Here is a 24405-nt window from a genome sequence, read left to right as displayed (position 1 = left end):
CGGCTGATTAGCGAATGCTGCGTTCCTTGCGGATCTGATCCCAGGCGGCATTGATCCGCGCCATCTTGTCATTGGCCTGTTCGATGAATTCGGGGGGCATGCCCTTGGCAATCAGGGTGTCGGGATGGTTTTCGCGCGACAATTTGCGGTGCGCTGATTTCAGGTCATCATCACTGGCATCACGGGTCAGGCCAAGCTGTTCATAGGGATCAGGGCCGTTCGATGCGGTAAAGGCATGATGCACTCGGTCAAAGTCGACATCGGCAAAGCCAAAGATATGGGCGACCTTTTTAAGGTAATCCTGTTCTGCCAGATGCAGTTCACCGTCGGCCATCGCGATCTGGTAAAGGGCCTCAAGCACGCCTTCAAGGATGGCGCGTTCACCACGGAACATGGTGGCCATCTGGCGGGCATAAACCTCAAACCCCTCGGAAGATGACCGGGCCATATCAAAGATGCGCCCGACATTCTTTTCCTCGCCCGGCGGGATGTGAAACACGCGTTTGAAGGTGTTGATTTCATCGCGGCTGACATGGCCGTCGGCCTTGGCCATTTTGGCTGCGAGCACGATCACGCCGGTTGCAAAGGCAATCTGGCGCGGATCATGACCGCCGACCTGCGGTCCGCGCATGCCGCCCTTGATCTTGTCAACCACGTGGCCGGCCGCCGCACCGAGGATTGCACCCAATGGTCCGCCCAGGGCGAAACCTGCGGTCCCGCCAATAATTTTGCCCCAGATGCTCATGGGTGATCTTCATCCTGTTTGTTGTCACGTAGCACGGGCGGAAGGTCAGCCCGCTGCTCAAGGCACAAACTATAGTGCGCAAGTCGTGAAAAGAAATGGGCAAATTCACGGGAGGTATTGTCAAAGGTAGTGCCAATTAACAATTAGTCTATACTTTGGTGTTTGTATATCTACTGATGGTAGAATATTTTATGATGTTGAAATAACGAAAAAAAGAAGAAAATCAACATCGAGAATGTGGGGTGGAAACATGTCTTTCTTGTCGCGAATGAAACTGGTTTACCAGATTTCACTGCTGAGCATCGTCGCATTGGTGATTTTCGCCATTGTCGGCATTACCCAATTTGTTGCTGATCAACAACGTCAGTCCGCGCAGATGATTGCCAAGGCCGCCAGCGAAGATTCACGAACGGTTGGCACAGTATCGCGGGCGTTTCTTGATGCCCGACGCCATGAGAAGGATTTTGTCCTTCGACGCAGCATGGAATACGTCGCCGCGCACAGCGAGGCCGCAACAAATATCCGTGACGGTCTGGAAGAACTCGCCGGTCGTGACGAGTTGGGCGAGCTTCTTGAGCTGGTGGGGCAGGCACAGACCGCTGTCGATGCCTATGTCGCCGAGTTTGCCACAGTCGTAGAGCTGCAGAGCAAAGTCGGCCTTGATGAAAACTCCGGGTTGCTTGGTGAAATGCGCAGTGCCGCATCAGAAGTCGAAACCGCTTTGGGGGAAGTGGCGAAGCTTGAGGCGATGCTGGGACTGAGTGGTACCAAGGATCTGTCTATTGCTGTTTTGCAAATGCGCCGCGACGAGAAGGATTTTCTCGCCCGCCTCGACCCGGCCTATGTCCAAAGCGTTGAAGCAACCGCCAAACAGTTTTCAACCGCCCTTGAACAGGCCGGCAGCATTCAGGATGAAAAGAAGGAGCAGCTTGGCAAGCTGATGGATTCCTATCTGGCGGATTTCAAAACGCTGGCCGATGCTGTTTTGGAACGCGAAGCGTCGCTTGAGCGTCTGAGTGGTTATTACGCGGCGGTCGAACCCATTCTGGAAACACTGGGCAATGAAGTGCGAACTGTTGCGGAAAACATGCAACTCCGTGCCGAGGAAATCGCACATACCGGCGTTCAGGTGACGTTTGCCATCTTTAGTGCTGGCGCGATTATCATGATCATCATGTCGACGGTTCAGGCCCGCGCCATTGTGCTAGCGATCACGGGGCTGACAACCAAGATGGCGCGTCTGGCGAAGAACGATTTCGACGTCAAACTTGATGAAGCAGACCGCAAGGATGAAATCGGCGAAATGGGCCGGTCCGTGGTTGTCTTCCGTGAAAACGGGCTGGAACGCCAGAAACTTGAAGCCCAGCAGCGCGAACTTGATGAAAAGCAACGCCAGCGCATGGAACAGCAGGAACAGCACATTCGCGAGTTTGACGATGATGTCGTCGCGATGATGAGCGAAGTGGGGACTGCCGTTCAACAGCTTCATTCGGTTTCCGAAGTTCTGCGCAACAGCGCGGCGACGGCCAATGAACAGTCGACAACGGTGTCTGCGGGCAGTGAGGAAGCATCGTCAAACGTTCAGCTTGTCGCGACAGCCGCAACCGAGCTTTCGGCTTCCATTCACGAAATCGCCGGACAGATCAGCGATACTTCCAAAATGGCGATGAATGCCAGCTATCGCGCCCAGACAACCAACGACGATATTCAGGGGTTGAATGCCGCTGCGGTGCGGATTGGCGAAGTGATCAGTCTGATCAGTGATATTGCGGAACAAACCAACTTGCTGGCCTTGAACGCAACCATTGAGGCCGCGCGTGCCGGGGATGCCGGCAAGGGGTTTGCCGTTGTTGCCAGCGAGGTAAAGAACCTCGCCAATCAGACGGCGAAGGCGACCGAGGATATCTCGACCCAGATCAATGATATCCAGCAGGCAACGCAGTCTGCGGTCGAAGCAATCGATGGCATCGTTCAGATGATTTCCGATATCAGCGAACGGGCATCCTCTGTTGCGGCAGCCGTTGAACAGCAAACCGTTGCCACCAGCGAAATCTCGGAAAATGTCGAACAGGCGGCTTCTGCCACCAGCGAGATTTCAAATGCCATGCAAGGTGTTTCATCGGCGGTGGCCGAAACCAGTCAGGCGGCAAATGATGTGCGCGGATCGGCGGACAATCTTGGCCGTCAAAGCGATGGACTGAGTGAGCGTATCGACAGTTTCCTTTCGCGGATGCGGTCGATCTCCTAATCGCTAAGCGCAACACAGTTTACAATTTCGCGTTGGAACAAGGGGGAAGAGCAATCTTCCCCCTTGTTTTGTTGTGCCGGAAAACAAATGTGACTCTGACAAGCAAAACAGGACACCAGACAAGAACAGCAAAGCGACTTGTCAACTGCACAATGCCGGACGCGATGGCCATCCAGGGAGTGGGTGGCTCGCACTACCGACAGTTTTACCCCGCCGCATGAAGGGCCGGGGTCACGGGGTGTCTTTATTTCGTTTTGAACTTTGATCTGCGCTGATGCGCGACATCGAACGGCTTGGCATCAACGTGGCGAACCCCTGGGGGGCTTAGATGAACTTTCTTTCCCGAATGAAACTTCTGTATCAAATATCGCTGATCGGGGCGGTGGCACTTGTGATCTTTGTCGTGGTCGGTGCCGTGCAATTTGTCGCCGAACAGCAGCGCCAGGCGGCGCAGTCTGTGGCGGACAGGGCACTTGATAACAAGCTTGTTGCGGATGCGATTTCGCGTGATTTCCTCAATGCGCGGCGGCGCGAAAAAGATTTCCTGCTGCGCAAAGATGAGAAATATGTCGCCCAACATGGCGACGTTGTTGTCGACGTGGTCGCCGGTCTTGAACGGCTTTCAGAAGCAGCAAGCCTGAGTGCCTTTGATGATCAGCGGGTTCAAATGGAAACGTCCTTTGCCAACTACACAGAGAAGTTTGCAACGGTTGTCGGGCTGCAACGCGATATTGGCCTGAACGAGGAAGAAGGGCTTTTGGGGCGCCTGCGCGGGTCGGTACATAATGTCGAAGAAGCGCTCAAGAAATACAGTGCGGATAATCTGACTGTGATCATGCTGATGATGCGCCGTCACGAGAAAGATTTTCTTGCCCGTCTTGATCCCAAATATGTCGGACGGGTTGATGATCGCCTTGCCGAGTTTGAGCCCGCCTTGGCCGCATCAAGTATTCCGGCCGATGAAAAGGCGGAAATCACCGACCTGATGAAATCCTATGTGACCGACTTCAAGGCACTGTCGGAAAAAATCCTTCAGCGCGAGGCAGAGTTGGGCTTCCTGTCTGACTATTATGCCGAGGCCGAACCGGTTCTTGTTGAAATCAGTGCAGCGATCGGGGATATCGCCGCATTGGAAAAACAGCGGGCAGAACAGATTGCGGCAACCAGCCTGACGGTAACGGTTGTTATCTATCTGATCGGGATCGCTGCATTGTTGGCACTTTCATTCCTGTTGTCGCGGGCAATTGTCCGGGCGATTTCGGGCCTGACCGTCAAGATGACCCGACTGGCCGATAACGACTTTGATGTGAATATCAATGAAGTGAACCGTGCGGATGAAATCGGCGAGATGGGGCGTGCCGTTCTGGTGTTCCGTGAAAACGGGATCGAGCGGGTCAAACTCGAAGCCGCCCAGAAGGCCGAAGACGAAAAACGCCGCAAACGCATGGAGACGCAGGAAAAGTATATTGCTGAGTTTGATCAAGCCGTCGTTGCCGTCATGGCAGATGTCGGAACAGCTGTCGAACAGTTGCATCAGGTGTCCAACGTTCTGCGCAGCAGTGCTGAAACCGCGACCAATCAATCGATGGCGGTTTCGTCTGGCGCAGAAGAGGCATCCTCGAACGTGCAACTGGTTGCAACCGCAGCAACCGAACTTTCGGCTTCGATCAGCGAGATTTCCGGGCAGGTTACGGAAACGTCAAGCATGGCGCAGTCCGCAACTGAACGCGCCCAGACAACCAATGACAATATTCAGGGGCTGAATGATTCCGCAATCAAGATTGGCGAAGTCATCAGTCTGATCAGCGATATTGCCGAACAGACCAACCTTCTGGCACTCAATGCAACCATCGAGGCCGCCCGTGCCGGGGACGCTGGCAAAGGGTTCGCGGTGGTGGCAAGCGAGGTTAAAAACCTTGCCAATCAGACCGGCAAGGCGACCGAGGATATCACGACCCAGATCAATGATATCCAGCAGGCGACAGGACTTGCCGTTGATGCCATCGACGAGATTGTCAAAATGATCTCGGACATCAGCGAACGGGCCTCTGCCGTTGCGGCTGCGGTCGAAGAACAAACCGTTGCCACAGCCGAGATATCGCAAAATGTCGAACAGGCGGCCTCCGGGACCGAAGAAATATCGGCCGCGATGCAAGGGGTGTCTGCGGCGGTGAATGAAACCAATCAGGCCGCAGGCGACGTCAATGCGTCGGCCAACAATCTTGGTCAGCAGAGTGGCGATCTTCGATCCCAGATTGATGGTTTCCTGGAACGGATGTGTACACTTTAACAGCGAATTGTCGATAAGTATAAGGCGGCAGGGGCTTTACTCTGTCGCCTTTATCGCGATAAAATGCCGACAAACTTGCAGCGATCTCACTCTAAATAGCTGTAACACCCCGTCATATCGGACAACAGGGAACGTCGGATGGCTGATAAAACACGCATTGTCTCCTCGTCACATCTTGTCTCGGAACGTGCAGCCGAACTTTCGGAACTTGAATTCGCCCTGATCCTGTCGGGCAACGCGTTCAACCGCTGGATGGTGCGCTGCATGCGGGCGGCTGGCATGCCGGATGTCTCGGTACTTGATATTCTGGTTCTGCATAACGTCAATTCGCGTGAGCGGGAAAAAAGCCTGTCGGAAGTGTGCTTTGTGCTGAATGTCGAAGACAGCCACCTTGTGAACTATTCCCTTAAAAAGCTTCGCAAGCTTGGTCTGGTCGACGGGGTCAAGCGCGGCAAGGAAGTGCATTATGCAACCACGGCCGACGGCCGCGACATGTGTGAGAAATATCGCCAGGTCCGCGAAGACTGCCTGGTTGAAACCTTCCAGCGTCTGGGTGTGAATGCAGAGGAAGTTGGTGATGTCGCCAAGACATTGCGTGCAATTTCCGGCGTTTATGATCAGGCGTCCCGTGCGGCGAGCTCGATCTGACCTCGGATCGGTGGCGGGTTGCACCTTTTTCTTGTTCTGATCCTAAAAAAAATTACGGGCGGCAGTTCAGGCGGACTGTCGCCCGTTTTCTATTGCGTGACAACGGATTGACGCAGATCGGAAATTTCGCGGGGCCCTTTCCGGGTTGCAGTTTTTGCATGGTAGTTATGAAACAACATTGACAATTTATCGGCAAAATGTGATCAATGTGTCGGGAGGCTACTTTGGAGTCTCGATACACCAAACCGTGTATCGGCTTGCATCACACACAGGGAGACTTGAATAATGTTGAAAAAAGCACTTTCAACTGTCGCAGTTGCCGCAATCACCATGTCGGCCGGTTTCGCATCGGCTGAAGAAACCTGGGACATGGCAACGCCGTATCCGGACGCGACGTTCCACACCCAGAACATCATCGAATTTGCCAAGGACGTGAACGAAGCATCCGGCGGCGAACTGAACATCACCGTTCATTCCGGTGGTTCGCTGTTCAAGCATGCTGACATCAAACGTTCGGTTCAGCGCGGCCTGATCCCGATCGGCGAAACCCTGATTTCGCTGCTCGCCAACGAAAACCCGATCTACACCGTTGACGCGATCCCGTTCCTGGCGACCTCGTATGAAGATGCCAAGAAACTTTGGGAAGTTTCGCGCCCGGGCATCGAAGAAGCACTGGCAGAAGACGGCCTTAAAGTTCTGTATGCTGTTCCGTGGCCGGCACAGGGTCTTTACACCGCAAACGAAGTCAGCACCGTTGCCGACCTCGAAGGTGTTAAATTCCGTGCCTATAACGCTACCACGTCTGAACTGGCGTCGCTGACCGGCATGGTTGCGACCCAGGTTGAAGTTCCGGAAATCCCGACCGCCTTTGCAACCGGCATTGTCGAAGCGATGATCACCTCGCCGTCGACCGGTGCGAACTCCAAGGCATGGGACTTCGTTTCGAACTTCTATGACGTTCAGGCATGGCTTCCGAAAAACATGGTTGTCGTAAGCGAAGCCGCATTCGACGGCCTGTCTGCTGACGTTCAGGCTGCTGTCATGGACGCCGCTGCCAAAGCCGAGACCCGCGGTTGGGAAATGAGCATGGCAGAAGCCGAAGCCAAGAAAGAAATCCTGGCTGAAAACGGCATGAACGTTGCTGCGCCGAGTGCAGAACTCAAAGACGGTCTGGCAGAAGCTGGTGACAAAATGGTCGCTGGCTGGCTGGAAAAAACCGGCGATGAAGGCCAGGCCATCATCGACGCGTTCAAGAACTGATAGCCGGTTCTTGCCTGTTGCCGGGACCGGACGGTTGTCGTCCTCCGTTCGGTCCCGGACAATCCGCACATTTTAATGTTACTGTCCGTTCGTGCGATAAGTCGCTTTGGGGATAATCGTTGGCGGAAAGGGGGACTGCTGTGCGCAGACTGCTAGATTATTTATTCAAATTCAGTGCCGTGTTGGCGGCCGCGTTCCTGGTCATCATCGCGCTGCTGATCCTGGCGCAGTCCTTGGGGCGCCTTGTCGGGATCGCGGTTCACGACGCCAATGAACTGGCCGGGTTCTCGCTTGCGGCTGGTACGTTCCTCGCCCTTGGTCCGGCACTGCGTGCAGGCACCCATATCCGGGTCATGATCGTTCTTTCGCACCTTAAAGGCCGTGTGAAGCGCGTTGTTGAGGCGATCACCCTTGTGGCTGCGATCTATCTTGCCGGTTACTTTGCCTGGTGGATGGCCGTTCTGGCCCAGGAAAGCTTTTCTTATGGCGATACGTCGCCGGGCGTTCTGGCCTTCCCGCTGTGGATCCCGCAAACCGCCATGGCGTTCGGACTTGTCGTCTTTACCATCGCCCTGCTTGAAGCATTTGTTGATCTTCTGGCTGGCCGCGAACCCGCTTTTGTCAGCGGCGAAGCAAACGAACTGAACGAGTAGGGGGGCGGTCATGGACGTACTTCAAATCGGTCTGATCCTGATGGGCCTGCTGTTCCTGTTTCTGGGCGCTGGTCTGTGGGTTGCACTTGCACTTTTTGCCATTGGCGTTTTTGCCATTGATGTTTTCACCAGCGGCCAAACCGGTCCGATCATTGCCACCACGGCATGGTCAAGCCTGGCGACCTGGTCCTTGGCGCCGCTGCCGCTGTTTATCTGGATGGGTGAAATCCTGTTCAGGTCCCGCCTTTCGGAAGACATGTTCACCGGGCTTGCCCCATGGCTGAACAAGCTTCCCGGCCGGTTGCTGCATGTGAACATTCTGGGATGCGGTATCTTTGCTGCGGTCTCTGGTTCTTCGGCAGCAACGGCTGCGACAATCGGGCGCATGTCGATCCCCGAACTTCGTAAACAGGGCTATGCCGATAGCCTGATCCTTGGCACGCTTGCCGGTTCCGGTACGCTGGGTCTTCTGATCCCGCCATCGATCATCCTGATTGTTTACGGCGTCTCGGCCGAGCTTTCCATCGCCCGTCTTTTCGTTGCCGGCGTCATTCCCGGTGCCATGCTGATCGTCATGTTCATGAGCTTCGTTGGCATTTGGGCCACGATCAACAAGGACAAGATGCCAGCTGCCGAGCCTAGCATTCCCTTTGCCGAGAAAATCCGTGCATCGGGCCGTCTGATCCCGGTCATCCTTCTGATTGCGGCTGTGATCGGCTCGATCTATGGCGGGGTTGCCACCCCGACCGAGGCCGCGGCATTTGGTGTGGTTGGTGCGTTGATCCTTTCAGCGCTAAGCGGTTCGCTTTCCAAGGAAAGCCTGCTTGATGGCATCATGGGCGCCACCCGCACATCCTGCATGATCTGCTTTATTCTTGCAGGGGCGGCGGTGCTGACGGTTGCCATGGGCTTTACCGGGGTGCCGCGTGAACTGGCGGCCTGGATCGCGCAGATGGAGCTTTCACCATATGCGCTGCTGGCGGCACTGACCGTGTTCTTCATCGTCCTTGGCTGTTTCCTTGACGGGATTTCGGTGGTGGTTCTGACCACCTCGGTGATCCTGCCGATGGTGCAGGCCGCGGGTATCGACCTTCTGTGGTTTGGCATCTATGTGGTGCTGGTGGTCGAAATGTCACAGATCACGCCACCGGTCGGCTTTAACCTTTTCGTGCTGCAAGGCCTGACAGGCAAGAACCTGTTCAAGATTGCAGTTGCTGCCTTGCCATTCTTCTTCTTGCTGTTGTTTGCCGCCCTGATGATCACCGTCTTCCCGGGGATCGTGACCTGGCTGCCAACGCAAATGAGTGGCTAACGGCGATCGACTGAACTGACTTAAATATTCGAATTTTCTGACTACAGATGCCTTAAGGAGTGCGCATCATGGCACCGCTCGACCAAAATTCGCCCACCTCGCAGACGACCGGACAGCCGAAATGGCAGTTCTGGATTGATCGCGGCGGCACCTTTACCGATATCGTTGCCCGCAAACCCAATGGCGCGCTTGTCACCCACAAGCTGCTGTCGGAAAACCCCGAACGCTACAAGGACGCCGCCATTCAGGGCATCCGCGAGCTGCTTGAGGTTGCCGATGGGGAAAAGATCCCGGCCGAAAAGATCGAAGCCGTCAAAATGGGCACCACGGTTGCAACCAACGCCCTGCTGGAGCGTAAAGGCGACCGTACTGTTCTGGTCACCACCAAGGGCTTCCGCGATGCGCTGCGTCTGGCCTATCAGAACCGCCCGCGTCTGTTTGATCGCAACATCATTCTGCCCGAAACGCTCTATGAAACCGTGATCGAGGCTGAGGGCCGCTTTAACGCACAGGGTAACGAGCTCGAAGCTATGGACCTTGATGCGCTGCGTGCCGACCTTCAAAAGGTATACGACAGCGGCATTCGCGCCTGCGCCATCGTCTTCATGCATGGTTATCGCTATACCGCCCATGAACTGGCGGCCGAAAAGGTTGCCCGTGACATCGGCTTTACCCAGGTGTCGACAAGCCACCAGGTCAGCCCGTTGATGAAACTGGTTTCGCGTGGTGACACCACGGTTGTCGATGCCTATCTGTCGCCGATCCTGCGTCGCTATGTCGAACAGGTTGCCGGTGAGTTGGGTGGCGTGAAACTGATGTTCATGCAGTCCAATGGTGGTCTGACCGATGCCGCCAAGTTCCAGGGCAAGGATGCAATCCTGTCCGGTCCGGCTGGCGGTGTTGTCGGCATGGTCCGTACCGCTGAAATGGATGGCTACAAACAGGTCATCGGTTTTGATATGGGCGGCACCTCGACTGACGTTTCGCACTATGACGGCGAATACGAACGCGATTTCGAAACCCAGGTGGCCGGTGTGCGCATGCGGGCGCCGATGATGAAAATCCATACGGTTGCGGCCGGTGGCGGTTCAATCCTGCACTTTGATGGTGCGCGTTTCCGCGTTGGGCCGGACAGTGCCGGTGCAAACCCGGGCCCGGCGGCCTATCGCCGTGGCGGTCCGCTGGCGGTCACCGATATCAACGTCATGCTGGGCAAGGTTCAGCCGGACTTCTTCCCGAATGTGTTTGGCCCCGAAGGTGACGAACCGCTCAATGCCGAAGCCGTCCGCAAGGGTTTTGAGGAAATGGCGGCCGATATCGAAAAGAACACCGGCCAGATCCGCACGCCCGAAGAAGTCGCCGAGGGCTTCCTGCGCATTGCCGTTGAAAACATGGCAAACGCGATCAAGCAGATCTCGGTACAGCGCGGCTATGATGTCAGCGACTATATCCTGCAGTGCTTCGGCGGTGCCGGTGGTCAGCATGCCTGTCAGGTGGCCGATACCCTTGGCATGACCAAGGTCTTTGTCCATCCGTTCGCCGGTGTTCTCTCGGCCTATGGCATGGGCCTTGCCGACATCCGCGCAATGCGTGAGCAGGCGGTCGAAGGTCAGCTTGCAGCCGACGGCCTTGCCGATCTTGATAAGCAGCTTGATGTTCTGGCGGTTGATGCCCTGGCGGAACTCAAAGAGCAGGGCATTGGCGATGACAAGATCCGCCTGCTGAAACGTCTGCATCTGCGCTATGACGGTACCGACACCCCGCTCATCGTTGATTTCGGCGATGTCGATGCCATCAAGGCCCAGTTCGAAGAGCAGCACAAACAGCGCTACGGCTTTGTCATGAGCGAGAAGCCGCTGGTCGTTGAAGCCGTCGCGGTCGAAGCCATTGGTGAAACCCAAAGCCTGCCGGCGGCAACGGCCGAGCTGGACGGCGCGGAAGTCATGCTTAAGCCGCTGGCGACCCGCCCGGTCGTGTTTGATGGTAAAACCGAACAGACCCCGTTCTACAAACGTGAAAACCTGAAACCGGGTGCGACTGTTCGTGGTCCGGCCGTGATCGTGGAGCCGGTCGGCACCACCGTGATCGATCCGGGCTGGGAAGCCAAGGTCAATGGTCTTGATCACCTGATCCTCAATCGCGTTGTGCCGATGAAACGGACCGAGGCGATCGGAACCCAGGCCGATCCGGTGATGCTTGAAGTGTTCAACAACCTGTTCATGAACATTGCCGAGCAGATGGGTGTGACGCTTGCCAACACCTCATACTCGGTCAACATCAAGGAACGTCTGGACTTCTCATGTGCGGTGTTTGATCAGGAAGGCCTTCTGATCGCCAACGCCCCGCATATGCCGGTCCACCTTGGTTCGATGGGTGAGTCGGTTCAGGCCGTGATCAATAACAACGCCGGTAAAATGAAGCCGGGCGATGTTTATATGCTGAACGACCCGTACAATGGTGGAACGCATCTGCCTGACATCACCCTGATCACGCCGGTCTTTGGGGATGATGGCAAGGAAGTGCTGTTCTATGTCGCATCGCGTGGTCACCATGCCGATGTTGGCGGCATCACCCCGGGCTCCATGGCGCCGAATTCGCGTGTTCTTGAAGAAGAAGGCGTTCTGATCAACAACTTCAAACTGGTTGATCAGGGGGCGTTTGATGAAAAAGGTCTGACCGATCTTCTTGAAGGTGCGAAATATCCGGCCCGTAACCCCTATCAGAACATCGCCGATCTGCGTGCGCAGATCGCGGCCAATGAAAAGGGTGTGCAGGAATTGCGCAAGATGGTCGACCACTTCGGCCTTGATGTGGTGCATGCCTATATGCAGCACGTTCAGGACAACGCCGAAGAAAGCGTGCGTCGTGTGATCGATGTGCTGAAAGACGGTGAATACGCCTATGAGATGGATAATGGCGCGGTCGTCCGCGTCAAGGTCACCATCGACAAGGCAACCCGTTCGGCCACGGTCGATTTCACCGGCACGTCCGATCAGCTTGATAACAACTTCAACGCCCCGTCAGCGGTGACCCGTGCGGCTGTGCTGTATGTCTTCAGAACGCTTGTTGATGATGACATTCCGCTCAATGCCGGGTGCCTGAAGCCGGTCAACCTGATCGTGCCCGAAGGATCGATGCTCAATCCGCGTTACCCGGCCGCCGTTGTTGCCGGCAACGTTGAAACCAGCATGCATGTCACCGATACGCTTTATGCCGCCCTTGGTGTGCTTTCGGGTGGTCAGGGTACGATGAACAACTTCACCTGGGGCAACGATACGCACCAGTATTACGAAACCATCTGTGGCGGTACCGGTGCTGGTCCCGACTTCGATGGCACGGCAGCTGTTCATTCGCACATGACCAACTCGCGCCTGACCGATCCGGAAGTCCTTGAATGGCGCTTCCCGGTGCTGCTCGAAAGCTTCGAAATCCGTAAGGGTTCCGGTGGGGCTGGCAAGCATAAGGGCGGCGATGGTGCGATCCGTCGTGTGCGTTTTCTTGAAGACATGACCGCATCGATCCTGTCCAACCACCGTCGTGTGCCGGTTCAGGCATGCCAGGGTGGGGAACCCGGTCAGCTTGGCCGCAATGCCATCGAACGTATCGACGGCACAGTGATCGAGCTTAACGGCACCGATGGTGCGGAAATGCATCCAGGCGATGTCTTTGTCATCGAAACCCCGGGCGGTGGCGGTTACGGCAAGGCCTGATCGCCCACCCAACCAGATGTCCCGGGCCGGGAATGTGTTCCCCCCCTTAAAAACCTGATGTTTCCGGTCCCCAAAGCCGCCTTGCGCCCTGTTGCAAGGCGGCTTTTTCTTGATGTTGGAAACATCGTCCCTACATGCACTGAGGATGGGGATTCATTAAAAATCAACGACATTGCCATTGAGGCCCGTGGTCAAATCAACGATGATCGTGGATGTTGCTGCTATCTTGGGTGCGAAATACCAGATGCCTGCCCGCACAGGCGGTGTTTCGGGGGATCAGATTGGCCTGAACAGGACAGGAAGAGAGCACCGTGAAATTCTTCATATTGAACCAGCGCTATTTCGTGATCGCCGCTGTTGTGGTTTTGGCATTGGCCTCTGTGATTTTGGGCCTTGCCGTTGATAGCTGGTTCTGGGTACCTGCCATCATATTCGGATTGCTGGTGCTGGTCGGGGCCCACGATTTATATCAGACCAAGCACTCGATCCTGCGCAACTATCCCATAAGCGCGCATATCCGCTTCATCCTTGAAAGCTTCCGTCCGGAAATCCGCCAATACCTGCTTGAAAGTGATCAGGACGAAATTCCGTTCAGCCGTCAGGCACGCGGTCTTGTCTATCAGCGCGCCAAAGGCGTAGAGGACAAACGCCCGTTTGGCACGATCGAGGAAGTCTATAAATCCGGCTATTCGTGGATCACGCATTCTGTCGCGCCCAAGCACATCAGCGATACCAACTTTCGGGTGCGCGTCGGGGGACCGAATTGCAAGCAGCCCTATGATTGCAGTCTCTATAACATCTCGGCCATGAGCTTTGGCGCGCTGTCGGGCAATGCGATCTTGGCACTTAACAAGGGGGCCAAGAAGGGCGGTTTTGCCCATGATACCGGCGAAGGCAGCATTTCACGCTATCACCGCGAAGGCGGTGGGGATCTGATTTATCAGGTCGCGTCTGGCTATTTCGGCGCACGCAACGAAGACGGCACATTTTCCGAGGAAAAGTTTGCGCAAACGGCGGCTGACCCGCAGGTCAAAATGATCGAGGTGAAGCTGAGCCAGGGTGCAAAACCGGGCCATGGCGGCATGTTGCCGGCAGCCAAGATTACCCCGGAAATTGCCGAGGCGCGCGGTATTCCGATGGGACAGGATTGTGTCTCGCCCGCCGCCCATAGCGTGTTTTCCACCCCGGTTGGCCTGATGGAATTCATCGGTCGCTTGCGTGATCTTTCTGGCGGCAAACCGGTCGGGTTCAAGCTGTGCATTGGCCATCGTCGGGAATTCATGTCGATCATCAAGGCAATGCTTAAAACCGGCATCACCCCGGACTTTGTCGTGGTCGATGGCAAGGAAGGTGGCACCGGTGCCGCCCCGGTCGAGTTTGCCAACCATGTCGGCATGCCGATGCAAGAAGGCCTGACATTCGTCCATAATGCGCTGCGCGGGGCCGGTTTGCGCGATCAGATCAAGATCGGGGCGGCGGGCAAAATCGTCTCGGCCTTTGATATCGCCCGGACACTGGCCCTTGGCGCGGATTGGGTAAATGCGGCCCGTGGTTTCATGTTTGCGCTGGGCTGTATTCAGGCGCAAAGCTGCCATACCAACTGCTGCCCGGTCGGGATCGCGACGCAAGACAAAATCCGCCAACGCGCCCTTGATCCGGGCGATAAAAGCGAACGTGTCGCGCGCTTCCACAGCAACACCATGCATGCCCTGGCGGAAATCACCGGGGCGGCAGGCCTGACCGACCCGCGCAACTTCATGCCCTATCACTTCATGGTGCGCCAGAAAGACAACGAATTCGTCGATGGCAACGAAGCCTATCCGTATCTTCCCGAGGGCTTCCTTCTTGCAGAAACCGAAACGCCGGAACTGCATGAATGGCATTCGCGTTGGGAACGCGCATCCCCGGAAACCTTCGCACCCAAGGAAATCCCGGTCGGGCCCTATAAACGTGCAAAGGCGATTGCGGGCGAGAAGGCCGCGCAATAACAACAACGGCCAATTCGGATAAAGCGGACAAAGCCCGGCTGTGATTGCAGCCGGGCTTTGCTGTTAGCGTTGACACAGTTCTGCGCGAACCGCGAGGAGCCCGTCACGGGTGATGCGGTATGGCGCACCCCCTTGGCTGCGGATCAGGCGGCGTTTGCGCAATTTCTTGAAGACATCAAGCGTACAGGCGGTCAGAAACCATCCGTCGCGGGTAATACAATCTGCTTCGAGAACATGGTTTTTGTCGTCCTTGATCACTTTGATCAGGCCGCCTTGAGCGAGTGCATGCAGCACGCGCTGTTCATTCTTTGAAATATTCATCGGTCAAAGTCCGAAAACCAGTTGGTAAAACGGTTTCCGATCGGGACGGGCACAACAGTACCGGTCACGCGCACCCGATTTAAGGTCGGGCAGGCGGTCCGATCTGCTGATCAGCGGTCTGGCTTTGAAAGACTCTGGGCTGTCAAACCGCGATCAGCGGCTGTGCCGGGACTCTGACATGAGATCTCCGATTAAGGTTCGGACGCAAAGTTGTCCGATTACGCACATTTGTCAAGCCGCGCGCTGCATTTCCAGCATGGGAACCTGATGGTCATTGACCGGGCCGGTCACCATGAAGCCGAATTTACGGTAAAACGCCTTGGCGCGTTCGTTGTTCACCGGAACGGTCAGACGCACATTGCTGCGAACCCCGCGTTCGGCCAGGGCATCAAGGGCTGCAATCATCAACGCCTTGCCCGCACCGCTGCCTTGTGCTGTGGGATCAACAACGATCCAGCGGATTTCAGGGGCATCATGGATGGCAATGACATAGCCCAGAAGCACATCATCACGTGCCGCGACATAGACAGAATGATTGTCTGAACCAATACCGGCGGCGAACGCATCAAGGGCCGCATCAGTCAGACCGCGCGCAAGTGAAGTGGTTGTCTCGTCCAGTTCTTCCACAAGACAGCAGGCTTCTGTCGCGCGTTCGGAAAGCGCACGCACGTCTGACAGGTCGTCAGTGTTCCCTTGGCGTATTTGCATATCAGGCACTCTAAGTCATTGTTCTTAAGGGTAGGCCCTTTGGGTTCAGTTTCCCCCAAAAAGAATACCGGGAGGTTAATGCCACGCCGCGGCCACGGGTGGGCGTGACAATTTGGTGATGACTTGGTGAGGGCGGAGGAGGGTTGAAAAGGCCGTTATTTGCGGCGGCTTTTCTTGTCGCGATACATCTCAAGGTCGGCCACGGCCATCATGTCGTCAAGGCTTTTATCAAGCGGCTCAAAGAAGACCGAGGCACCGGAACTGATTTGTGGTGTTTCGCGGATCGGTGATTTTGACGTCGGCACGGTCAATTTGACCTGATCAAGGGCGTTGCGCAGCCGGGTGATGATGGTTGTCAGATCGCCCCGATTGCGGACATAGCCCAGAACGGCGAACTCGTCCCCGCCGATGCGTCCGCAAATATCGACTTCGCGGATGCTATCAGAGATGGCCTTGCCGACAGCACGCAGTGCTGCGTCACCGGCGGCATGGCCATAATCATCGTTCCAGTGTTTCATGTTATCAAGATCGATAAAGATGATCCCGATATTGTGGTGATAGCGTTTGGCGATGCGGATTTTCTGATGGGCGAGCAATTCAAAGCCAGCGCGGTTGTTCATGCCGGTCAGCGGATCGGTCATCGACAGGTTGCGCATGATTTCATACTGCTCATACAGACGCAGATCCGCTTCGATCAAATCGCGGAAAACTTCCATCAATTCCTGAAGCGTATTGCCATAACCGGTCGGCTTGCGATCAAACACACACAGCGTGCCAAATACCGTCCCGTTCGGCCATAAAAGCGGAATGCCGAGATAGGAGATATAGCCTGCCTCGGTCACCTCAGGGTTATCAGCCCATTCGGGTTTGTTGCTGGCGTCGCGTTCATAAAGCGAAAGTTTGGTTTCCACCACTCGGCGGCAATAGACATTGGAATTCAGGGGTTTGGGTTTTCCCGAAACGCGCGGATGGGGATTGTCGGGGTTTTGGCTGGTCAGTGCGGCGCGATAACCGTATTTTTCATTGTATTCAATGACGTAACCCGCCGTCGCACCGAGCAACTTGGTCATCAGATCAACAACACGTTGCCACTTGTCAAGCGACGCCGTCATGGCCTCGTCCTGAGTGATCCAGTCGACTTTCCTTAGCAAGACCATCGCACGTGCCTTTGTCCCCTAGCGATCACAGAGCTTGATCAACGCTTTATACATCATAACACAGTACTATAAGGAAGTATAAGAAACTACTTAACAAAATGCTTTTCCATCAACATCTTGAGGGTGGTTTTTCGAACAAGCGTATAAATGGGCCAAACTGGCCGTGTACGGCTGCACCGGCTGCTGTTGATGTCGTGTTTTTGCCCCTTTTTCTTGCGATTGAACCCGACAGGTTCCAAACTTGTCCGATAAATCCGATCCATTCAGATAAACAGGAGACGCCCGGATGGCAGACGTGATCGATTATACGATCCATGGCGAAGAGATGCAGTTGGTTGAAATCGAACTTGATCCGGGCGAAGGCGTTCGGGCCGAGGCCGGCGCCATGATGTATATGGGCGATGGCATCGCCATGCAGACCGGTACTGGTGGCGGCCTGTTTTCCGGGTTCAAACGCATGCTGACCGGCGAGGGTTTCTTTATTACAAGCTTTGTCCATGAAGGATCGGGCAAGGGGCATGTTGCCTTTGCCGCCCCCTATCCCGGCAAGGTCGTGCCGCTTGATCTGGCGGAACATGGTGGCGAGATCGTCTGTCAGAAGGATGCGTTTCTGTGTGCGGCATCGGGCATTGATATCGACATCGCCTTTTCCAAGAAACTCGGTGCCGGTCTGTTTGGCGGCGAAGGTTTCATCCTGCAGCGTCTGAGCGGTGATGGCATGGCATTCATGCATGCGGGCGGCACCATTATTCGCAAGGATTTGCAGGCAGGCGAAACGCTTCGGGTTGATACCGGTGCGCTGGTCGCGATGACGCCATCTGTTGATTATTCCATCAAATTTATTGGCGGTTTCACCAACGCGCTGTTTGGTGGAGAGGGACTGTTTGTCACAACCCTTGAAGGTCCGGGCACCGTCTGGCTGCAAAGCCTGCCATTCTCGCGCCTGGCGGATCGTATTGCCGCGGCCCTGCCGCAGGACCGCAATAAGGGCTAAGTCTGAGAAGCGGTCCGGATGCCGTTTGCCGCTTAAAAAAAAGCGTAGCGGGATATCGCCCTTCAATATAGGGGCGGTATCCCCAAATACCTTTTAGGGATGGGGCGTGATAATTTTTTGCTGTTTTCCGGCAAAAGGTAATACCAATTTGGCGCATCACGGCGTAGGGTGTCTGCCAAATTTCTGTCCGCTGTTGCCTTCCCCACACTGAAAAGGCATTCCGGATAAACGCCATCAGGACCACACAGGCCGAAAGAGTAAAATCATGTCAGTTCGTGAGTATGAACGTATCGAAACCCCGGAAAGTCTGATCAACGCGCTTCGCGAGATGCTTGGTGATCGCCTTTCGACATCCGCATCTGTGCTGGAACAGCATGGCAAGGATGAAAGCTGGCATGAAGCATCCCCGCCCGATGCGGTGGTCTTTGCAAACTCGACCGAGGAAGTCGCAGAAGTGGTCAAGCTTTGCGCCGCCCATGATGTGCCGATTGTCCCGTTTGGCACGGGTTCCTCACTTGAAGGCCATGTTGCGGCCCTGCGGGGTGGGATTTGCATTGATGTGTCACAGATGAACCAGATTCTTGAGGTCAATAACGAGGATCTTGATTGCCGTGTTCAGGCCGGTGTGACCCGTGAACAGCTTAATGACCATCTGCGCGATACCGGCTTGTTCTTCCCGATTGATCCGGGTGCAAATGCCTCGATCGGCGGCATGACCGCGACCCGTGCATCGGGCACCAACGCGGTGCGTTACGGCACCATGCGTGAAAACGTGCTGAGCCTGACGGTTGTTACTCCGGATGGCAAAATCATCAAGACTGCCAACCGTGCGCGGAAATCATCGGCGGGTTATGACCTGACCCGGTTGTTTGTCGGCTCCGAAGGGACGCTGGGTGTGATTACCGAAATCGCCCTTAAGCTTTATGGCATCCCCGAAGCGATGTCGGCGGCTGTTTGTGCCTTCCCGACGGTCGAAGATGCGGTCAATACCGTCATCCTGACCATTCAGGCCGGTATTCCTGTCGCACGTATCGAGTTCCTTGATCCGTTGCAGGTCCGCGCGGTCAATAACTATTCCAAGCTGGACCATAAGGAAGCACCGACCCTGTTCTTTGAATTCCATGGCACCGAGGCCGGGGTGAAGGAGCAGGCGGAATTCGTGCAATCTGTTGCCGAAGAATTCGGGGCCGAGGAATTTCAGTGGGCGACCCGTCAGGAAGATCGCAACAAGCTTTGGGCCGCACGCCACAAGGCCTATTACGCGTCGCTTCAGCTTGAACCGGGCAAGGCCGGCATGCCGACCGATGTCTGCGTGCCGATTTCAAAACTGGCCGAAGCGATTTCGGAAACCCGTGCTGATTGCGATGCCAGCCCGCTGACCTGCACGATCATTGGTCATGTAGGTGATGGCAACTTCCATACCCTGATCCTGCTTGATCCAGAAGATCCGACCCAGATGGAAGAAGCCAACCGTTTGCACCGTCGCATGGTCGAACGCGCGCTCAAGCTTGGGGGCACCTGCACTGGTGAGCATGGCATTGGATACGGCAAGCTTGATTTCATGGTGACCGAACATGGTGAGGACACCATTGCAGTCATGCGTGCCATCAAAACCGCGCTTGATCCCAAAGGTCTGATGAATCCGGGCAAGCTGATCCCGGGTCTTTGATATCATCAGACCAATAGGGTTATCTGATTGAAAACGGGGCCATTTGGCCCCGTTTTTGTTTTTGCTCAGAAGCGGAAGGAAAGCGATAGCGACCCGAATTGATCCGCACCACTTTGGGCGGTGAATTCCGGCGTGCGATAGACATGGGTGTAGGTCAGGCGCGCCTGGCCAATGATGACGGCCAGACCGATCTGCAGATCACCGACCCATGGTTCCTTGTCGACTGATGCGCTATCGGCAAAGGTATTGCCATCAAGCGTGATGTCACGCGCGACGTAGCGCCCTGCAAACCCGGCAAAGATATAACCGCTCAGCGGGAAGCCCTCGGTATCGGGCACAAAGAAATCCGATCCCGGCAAGCTGGGGCGAATGCGCGGCGGCCCATAATCGGCCGGCAGGTCAAAGCCCATGCGGAACATGGTGCCGAGCTCTGCATTGGTAAAGGCATTACCAAGGGTGACTGCGCCGTGCGGGGTGGCATCAAATTCAACACCCAAAAGGTCAGCTTCGAACCAGCCGCGATATTTGCGTTCATAGGTCAGGCCAATGATCGGTTCGTTCTTGATCTGATTGTCCCAGCCTTCGGGGTGGGGGCTGTTGATCTGCTTATGGACAAAGGACTGCGTTTCATCGGCAAGCGATGCCGGTCCCACCACACCAAGGGTCAGCTCAAGCGTATCAATGCGCGAATAGTTGCTATCTGATCCCTTTTCCCGAAGGCCGGTATCAGACACAAGCCCGGCCGTACCATAAAGCATCCCTGCCCATGGTCGGTCATCGGGCTGATTTTCGGCAACCGTGATGTCATCAGGCGTGTACATGGTCTGGCCCAGCGAATAGCTGGTGCGGATACGACCATCAGATGCAAAGAACGGGATTTGTTTGGCAACGTTCAGAAAACTCGCAGGCGCGCTATCCTCGGGCGAGATGAAGGCAAGACGCACACCGTTTGTGTAATGCTGATCGCTGTTGGTGGGCGTAAACAGATCGTTCTCGACCGACAGCGACACGCCCCACTTGTCATCCGGCGTACGGGTCGATTGCGGTCCATCTGACGTATCGGTTTGCGCAAATGCGCCTGGTGTGCCCGCAAGCAGCGCGAACAGCGGGGCAGAGATGGCGATAACGTGGCGAAGCGCACGGGCCTGATGCATGATCAAATTAACTCGTAAATGCAGTTGGTTGCCAGATAGTGATCTGGTGCCGACTGATCTTGGACAATTTATGGCAAGCTTGCCAGTGAAGTTTACGGGGCCGTGAACGATATCTCACCGCACGGAAACGGATTGGTCGCCACAAAGCTTAAACCGCCAAGGGCGGGTTTTGTTCCCGTGCGGTCATCTTTTTTGGTTTCGATCAGCTTTGCTGAAGGGGCGCTTTGAGTGATGCGCAAGATTCAACGGCGCGCCTTCTGATGGACTCTTGAATGAAACTAAAGAATAGTTATGTTATAACGTTACATAACTCGTGGCGTGTTGAAGCCTGATGATCAGCTGGTGCGGTATTCTCCGAAGTTCCAACGTACCGATCGTTCTTTGGTGCTTGAGGTTCGCCAAGCTCCACGTGGACGCCACCGCGCCTTGAAATCCTGATTGCTCACTTCCTGAAGCGCCATATCTGATCGACAATGAATGGAATTTTGATGAACGTCCAATTGCCTGATGTCAGCCTTGCCGATAGCGCAAAGCACCAAAGCCCATTGTCCTGGGTTGGAATGAACGACATTGATTTGCCGGTATCGATCAATGAGGGTGCGTGTGTTCGCACTGTTCATGCGCGTGCGGACGTGCATGTGGATTTACCTGCCCCGCAAGTAAAGGGTATTCACATGTCACGTCTTTATCGTTTGCTCGATCAACTGGCGGACGGCGAAGCACTATCGCCGCAAGTGTCGCAGAATTTGCTGAGGCAAATGGTGGAAAGTCATGGCACTTGCGAGACAGGCAACGCCCGAATGCGGCTGTGTTTTGATCTTCTTGTCAGGCGGCCGGCATTGTTGAGCGAAGGTTTATCTGGATGGAAATCCTATCCGATACGCATAGACGCGGTTCTTCGCGGTAAAAGATTTGAATGCTCTGCGGAAGTTTCGATTGCTTATTCATCGACCTGCCCCTGTTCGGCGGCCTTGTCACGGCAAATGTTGGAACAGGGTTTTCAGGCGCAATTTGGCGCGTCAGACCCGGTTGACGCCAGCGAAGTATCCAGTTGGCTCCGAGATCACGGGACGCTTGCCACACCCCATAGCCAGCGCAGTCAAGCGCGCGTGTCCGTCATGCTTGCCCATGACGGGGAGACACTTGGTCTGTTGAACTTGATTGATTGTGTTGAAGCCGCGCTTGGAACGCCGGTGCAGACTGCGGTAAAACGGGAAGATGAACAGGCCTTTGCGGTATTGAATGGCCAAAACCTGATGTTTGTCGAGGATGCGGCACGGCGCATTGAAACGGCACTTGATGGGTATTTGGAACCATCCGTTCATGTAAGACATTTTGAAAGCCTGCACCCCCATGACGCGGTCGCATGGGGCACCCGAGAGGCCTGGTAATTAATGAGCCAACAGAAATCAGAATTAATCCCGATCACCTTGCTTACGGGCTTTCTGGGCAGTGGCAAAACGACGGTTCTCAATCACCTGATCACTCAGCCGGAACTTTCCGATGCGCTGGTGATTGTCAATGAGTTTGGCGAAATCGGGCTTGATCATATTCTGGTGTCGCACAGCACCGAAACTCCGGTTGCACAGCTCAATAGTGGTTGCATGTGCTGCACAATCCGCAGTGATCTGGTCAAGACATTGCGCGACATTACCTGGCGTTTTTCACGTCAGGGCAAAAGACAGTTTTCGCGCGTTGTGATTGAAACAACCGGTCTTGCTGACCCGGCGCCGATCATCAACACCATCATGACCAATCCGCAGATATCATCGAAATACAAACTGGATGGTATTGTAACCGTGGTTGATATGGTCAATGGCGCCGATACGCTTGCAAAGCATGACGAAGCAGTAAAGCAAATCGCATTGGCTGATGTTCTGCTGATAGCCAAAACCGATCTGGTGCAGACTGGTGCATCAGATATGTTCAACGATCAAATTGACGAGATCAATCCACTTGCGCCAAGGGTTATGGTTCAGAACGGCATTGTCAGTCCGTCCACGGTTATAAACCTTGAACTGGGCGCAGCGGGCGAAAATCGTTTTGGCGTTACGGACAGTTCACCAGAAGTGAGCGCTGAACCTTGCGGTCACGAACATCACCACCATGACGACGAACCGCATGATCACCATCATCATGTCCACCACCACGCGCAGGATGACGGGATTAACTCCTATTGTTTTTCAGCCCAGACACCTATTGCCAAAGATGCTCTGGATGAATGGCTTGAGGTGTTGGAAGGCTTTATGGGCGACAAGATTTTGCGGGTGAAAGGTATCCTGAATGTCGAAGGATACGATCAGCCGTTCATCGTCCATGGCGTTCAGCATATCTTGCATCCGCTGACACAGTTGCAATCAGGTTCCGCAAATGGTGACCGGTCCGATTTGGTCTTCATTACTCACAATGTCGACAAAGCTGAAATTGAGGATGCTTTTCGTCAGTTCCCCGGGGTCATTCCAGGCGCCAACCACAGCGACGGGCTCTAGATAATTTGGCTGGAAACTCGGTTAAGACCGACCTCGACAACGCATAAAGGCCCCCGTCCATATTAATAGGCGGGGGCCTTTTATGTCGCTCCGGTCCGAACGGAAAGACATTATCAGGGAACTTGATCAGGGAACTTGGCGGCGTAGTCGGGCCATTTCGGCCTGACTTTCATCAATGATCCCGCGATAGGCATGCCAGCTTGAGAAGCCCAGAAGCGGCATCGTGATCGCCAGTCCGAACATGAATACGACCATGCCACAGGCTGAAAGGATGGCAATCACCGCGCCCCAGCCCACCAGAACCTTCCAGTTCTTGCGAAATGCCGAGACACTGATGATGACAGCGGTGATCACATCAACATCGCGATCGACCAGAAGCGGGATCGAGACGACCGAAACCGCAAAGGCAATGATGGCAAGGACACCACCAATCAGGCCGCCGGTGATCAGGAAGGTGATCGCATCACGCGAAAAGAAGGTTTCCCAGACCAGAACGTCAAGCGATGGCATGGTGCCGTTGTAAAACAGCGCAAACAGCAACATCGCAATGCGCGTCCAGGCCAAGAAGAACAGCATCAACAGCACACCAATCGCCCCGATCTGGCCGGGGTTGCGGCGAAAACCATTCAAACTGTGCCAAAGAGTGACATTTTCGCCCATCTCAAGCCGGCGGCTTGTTTCATAAAGTCCGACAGCCACCAACGGGGCCAACAACATGAAGCCCGCCGCAAGCGGCAAGGTGAGATAGGGTTGGCCGGATCGGAAAATGCTGAGCACGATCAGCCAGCCGGCAATCGTACAAAGCGCGCCATAGGTCAGGCCAATGGCCGGTGTTCGTTTGAAATCGCGCCACCCGGCCTGCAGCCAGGCACCGGATTGGTCGGTGGTGATGGTACGTACAGCGATTCCGCGCTGCCCGGGGTCGACCGCTTTTTCTGGCGTTTCGATTGTTGTATCGGTCATTTTAATCCTCCCTGTCGCGATTGCGTACAACGATCATCCGGTTGGAATGAAAGTCAGGATTGAATTTTTTGTTTTATAAAATGTATCATTTTGAAA

18 protein-coding genes are annotated in these 24405 nt (G+C 55.1%); 12 read left to right on the top strand and 6 right to left on the bottom strand.

The genetic code is table 11. The features are described 5' to 3' along the window. Nucleotides 1-7: 7 nt before the first annotated feature. Entirely contained in the window at nucleotides 8-745 is a 738-nt protein-coding gene (locus tag ACXAIA_RS09545) for a TerB family tellurite resistance protein (RefSeq protein ID WP_475349116.1), read from the bottom strand. A gap of 250 nt (nucleotides 746-995) precedes the next feature. On the opposite strand from ACXAIA_RS09545, the gene ACXAIA_RS09540 reads away from it, so the two are divergent. From ACXAIA_RS09540 to ACXAIA_RS09505, 8 genes are all read left to right on the top strand, one after another. Then, nucleotides 996-2993 (top strand): methyl-accepting chemotaxis protein, encoded by a 1998-nt coding sequence (locus ACXAIA_RS09540; RefSeq protein ID WP_475349115.1) that lies wholly within the window; start codon nucleotides 996-998, stop codon nucleotides 2991-2993. A 328-nt stretch (nucleotides 2994-3321) separates the two neighbouring features. Beyond that, nucleotides 3322-5283: a methyl-accepting chemotaxis protein gene (locus ACXAIA_RS09535; protein WP_475349114.1), complete on the top strand. Its 1962-nt coding sequence runs from the start codon at nucleotides 3322-3324 to the stop codon at nucleotides 5281-5283. A 138-nt stretch (nucleotides 5284-5421) separates the two neighbouring features. Then, nucleotides 5422-5931, top strand: a complete 510-nt coding sequence (locus tag ACXAIA_RS09530) for a winged helix DNA-binding protein (RefSeq protein ID WP_475349113.1) — start codon at nucleotides 5422-5424, stop codon at nucleotides 5929-5931. A 285-nt stretch (nucleotides 5932-6216) separates the two neighbouring features. Beyond that, on the top strand, nucleotides 6217-7191 hold the full coding sequence (locus tag ACXAIA_RS09525; protein ID WP_475349112.1) for a TRAP transporter substrate-binding protein: 975 nt from the start codon (nucleotides 6217-6219) through the stop codon (nucleotides 7189-7191). Between the two features lie 140 nt (nucleotides 7192-7331). Continuing rightward, complete coding sequence (locus ACXAIA_RS09520) at nucleotides 7332-7844, top strand: TRAP transporter small permease (protein WP_475349111.1); 513 nt, start codon at nucleotides 7332-7334, stop codon at nucleotides 7842-7844. Between the two features lie 10 nt (nucleotides 7845-7854). Continuing rightward, entirely contained in the window at nucleotides 7855-9156 is a 1302-nt protein-coding gene (locus ACXAIA_RS09515; protein ID WP_475349110.1) for a TRAP transporter large permease, read from the top strand. A gap of 68 nt (nucleotides 9157-9224) precedes the next feature. Continuing rightward, nucleotides 9225-12866: a hydantoinase B/oxoprolinase family protein gene (locus tag ACXAIA_RS09510; protein WP_475349109.1), complete on the top strand. Its 3642-nt coding sequence runs from the start codon at nucleotides 9225-9227 to the stop codon at nucleotides 12864-12866. Between the two features lie 311 nt (nucleotides 12867-13177). After that, nucleotides 13178-14854: an FMN-binding glutamate synthase family protein gene (locus ACXAIA_RS09505; RefSeq protein WP_475349108.1), complete on the top strand. Its 1677-nt coding sequence runs from the start codon at nucleotides 13178-13180 to the stop codon at nucleotides 14852-14854. Nucleotides 14855-14917: 63 nt separating this feature from the next. Here the strand turns inward: ACXAIA_RS09505 and ACXAIA_RS09500 are convergent, their stop codons facing one another. From ACXAIA_RS09500 to ACXAIA_RS09490, 3 genes are all read right to left on the bottom strand, one after another. After that, on the bottom strand, nucleotides 14918-15175 hold the full coding sequence (locus ACXAIA_RS09500; RefSeq protein ID WP_064789409.1) for a YjhX family toxin: 258 nt from the start codon (nucleotides 15173-15175) through the stop codon (nucleotides 14918-14920). A 231-nt stretch (nucleotides 15176-15406) separates the two neighbouring features. Beyond that, entirely contained in the window at nucleotides 15407-15883 is a 477-nt protein-coding gene (locus ACXAIA_RS09495; RefSeq protein ID WP_475349107.1) for an N-acetyltransferase family protein, read from the bottom strand. A gap of 155 nt (nucleotides 15884-16038) precedes the next feature. Then, on the bottom strand, nucleotides 16039-16995 hold the full coding sequence (locus ACXAIA_RS09490; protein ID WP_475349106.1) for a sensor domain-containing diguanylate cyclase: 957 nt from the start codon (nucleotides 16993-16995) through the stop codon (nucleotides 16039-16041). A 331-nt stretch (nucleotides 16996-17326) separates the two neighbouring features. On the opposite strand from ACXAIA_RS09490, the gene ACXAIA_RS09485 reads away from it, so the two are divergent. Both ACXAIA_RS09485 and ACXAIA_RS09480 read left to right on the top strand, forming a co-directional pair. Then, a complete protein-coding gene (locus ACXAIA_RS09485) occupies nucleotides 17327-18034 on the top strand; it encodes a TIGR00266 family protein (RefSeq protein WP_064789406.1) in 708 nt (235 codons plus the stop codon). A gap of 265 nt (nucleotides 18035-18299) precedes the next feature. Further along, nucleotides 18300-19703: an FAD-binding oxidoreductase gene (locus ACXAIA_RS09480; RefSeq protein ID WP_475349105.1), complete on the top strand. Its 1404-nt coding sequence runs from the start codon at nucleotides 18300-18302 to the stop codon at nucleotides 19701-19703. A gap of 65 nt (nucleotides 19704-19768) precedes the next feature. Here the strand turns inward: ACXAIA_RS09480 and ACXAIA_RS09475 are convergent, their stop codons facing one another. Next, nucleotides 19769-20857 (bottom strand): lipid A deacylase LpxR family protein, encoded by a 1089-nt coding sequence (locus ACXAIA_RS09475; protein WP_475349104.1) that lies wholly within the window; start codon nucleotides 20855-20857, stop codon nucleotides 19769-19771. Nucleotides 20858-21345: 488 nt separating this feature from the next. Between ACXAIA_RS09475 and folE2 the strand changes: the two genes are divergently transcribed. Both folE2 and ACXAIA_RS09465 read left to right on the top strand, forming a co-directional pair. Continuing rightward, entirely contained in the window at nucleotides 21346-22248 is a 903-nt protein-coding gene (folE2, locus tag ACXAIA_RS09470) for a GTP cyclohydrolase FolE2 (RefSeq protein ID WP_475349103.1), read from the top strand. 3 nt (nucleotides 22249-22251) lie between these two features. Beyond that, on the top strand, nucleotides 22252-23346 hold the full coding sequence (locus ACXAIA_RS09465) for a CobW family GTP-binding protein (RefSeq protein ID WP_475349102.1): 1095 nt from the start codon (nucleotides 22252-22254) through the stop codon (nucleotides 23344-23346). A gap of 126 nt (nucleotides 23347-23472) precedes the next feature. Here ACXAIA_RS09465 and ACXAIA_RS09460 read toward each other — a convergent pair whose 3' ends face one another. Then, on the bottom strand, nucleotides 23473-24309 hold the full coding sequence (locus ACXAIA_RS09460; RefSeq protein ID WP_064789404.1) for a DUF2189 domain-containing protein: 837 nt from the start codon (nucleotides 24307-24309) through the stop codon (nucleotides 23473-23475). Nucleotides 24310-24405 lie beyond the last annotated feature (96 nt).

The organism is Thalassospira sp. ABL2_045 (genome assembly GCF_056161285.1).
Note: the sequence above shows the minus strand (reverse complement) of the source record. Positions and strands in the feature narration are given on the sequence as shown.

Bases quoted from the DNA above. Each gene is read 5' to 3' on its own strand.
- ACXAIA_RS09545 (WP_475349116.1), bottom strand. From the start codon at position 745: ATGAGCATCTGGGGCAAAATTATTGGCGGGACCGCAGGTTTCGCCCTG.
- ACXAIA_RS09540 (WP_475349115.1), top strand. From the start codon at position 996: ATGTCTTTCTTGTCGCGAATGAAACTGGTTTACCAGATTTCACTGCTG.
- ACXAIA_RS09535 (WP_475349114.1), top strand. From the start codon at position 3,322: ATGAACTTTCTTTCCCGAATGAAACTTCTGTATCAAATATCGCTGATC.
- ACXAIA_RS09530 (WP_475349113.1), top strand. From the start codon at position 5,422: ATGGCTGATAAAACACGCATTGTCTCCTCGTCACATCTTGTCTCGGAA.
- ACXAIA_RS09525 (WP_475349112.1), top strand. From the start codon at position 6,217: ATGTTGAAAAAAGCACTTTCAACTGTCGCAGTTGCCGCAATCACCATG.
- ACXAIA_RS09515 (WP_475349110.1), top strand. From the start codon at position 7,855: ATGGACGTACTTCAAATCGGTCTGATCCTGATGGGCCTGCTGTTCCTG.
- ACXAIA_RS09510 (WP_475349109.1), top strand. From the start codon at position 9,225: ATGGCACCGCTCGACCAAAATTCGCCCACCTCGCAGACGACCGGACAG.
- ACXAIA_RS09500 (WP_064789409.1), bottom strand. From the start codon at position 15,175: ATGAATATTTCAAAGAATGAACAGCGCGTGCTGCATGCACTCGCTCAA.
- ACXAIA_RS09495 (WP_475349107.1), bottom strand. From the start codon at position 15,883: ATGCAAATACGCCAAGGGAACACTGACGACCTGTCAGACGTGCGTGCG.
- ACXAIA_RS09490 (WP_475349106.1), bottom strand. From the start codon at position 16,995: ATGACGGCGTCGCTTGACAAGTGGCAACGTGTTGTTGATCTGATGACC.
- ACXAIA_RS09485 (WP_064789406.1), top strand. From the start codon at position 17,327: ATGGCAGACGTGATCGATTATACGATCCATGGCGAAGAGATGCAGTTG.
- ACXAIA_RS09480 (WP_475349105.1), top strand. From the start codon at position 18,300: ATGTCAGTTCGTGAGTATGAACGTATCGAAACCCCGGAAAGTCTGATC.
- ACXAIA_RS09475 (WP_475349104.1), bottom strand. From the start codon at position 20,857: ATGCATCAGGCCCGTGCGCTTCGCCACGTTATCGCCATCTCTGCCCCG.
- folE2 (WP_475349103.1), top strand. From the start codon at position 21,346: ATGAACGTCCAATTGCCTGATGTCAGCCTTGCCGATAGCGCAAAGCAC.
- ACXAIA_RS09465 (WP_475349102.1), top strand. From the start codon at position 22,252: ATGAGCCAACAGAAATCAGAATTAATCCCGATCACCTTGCTTACGGGC.
- ACXAIA_RS09460 (WP_064789404.1), bottom strand. From the start codon at position 24,309: ATGACCGATACAACAATCGAAACGCCAGAAAAAGCGGTCGACCCCGGG.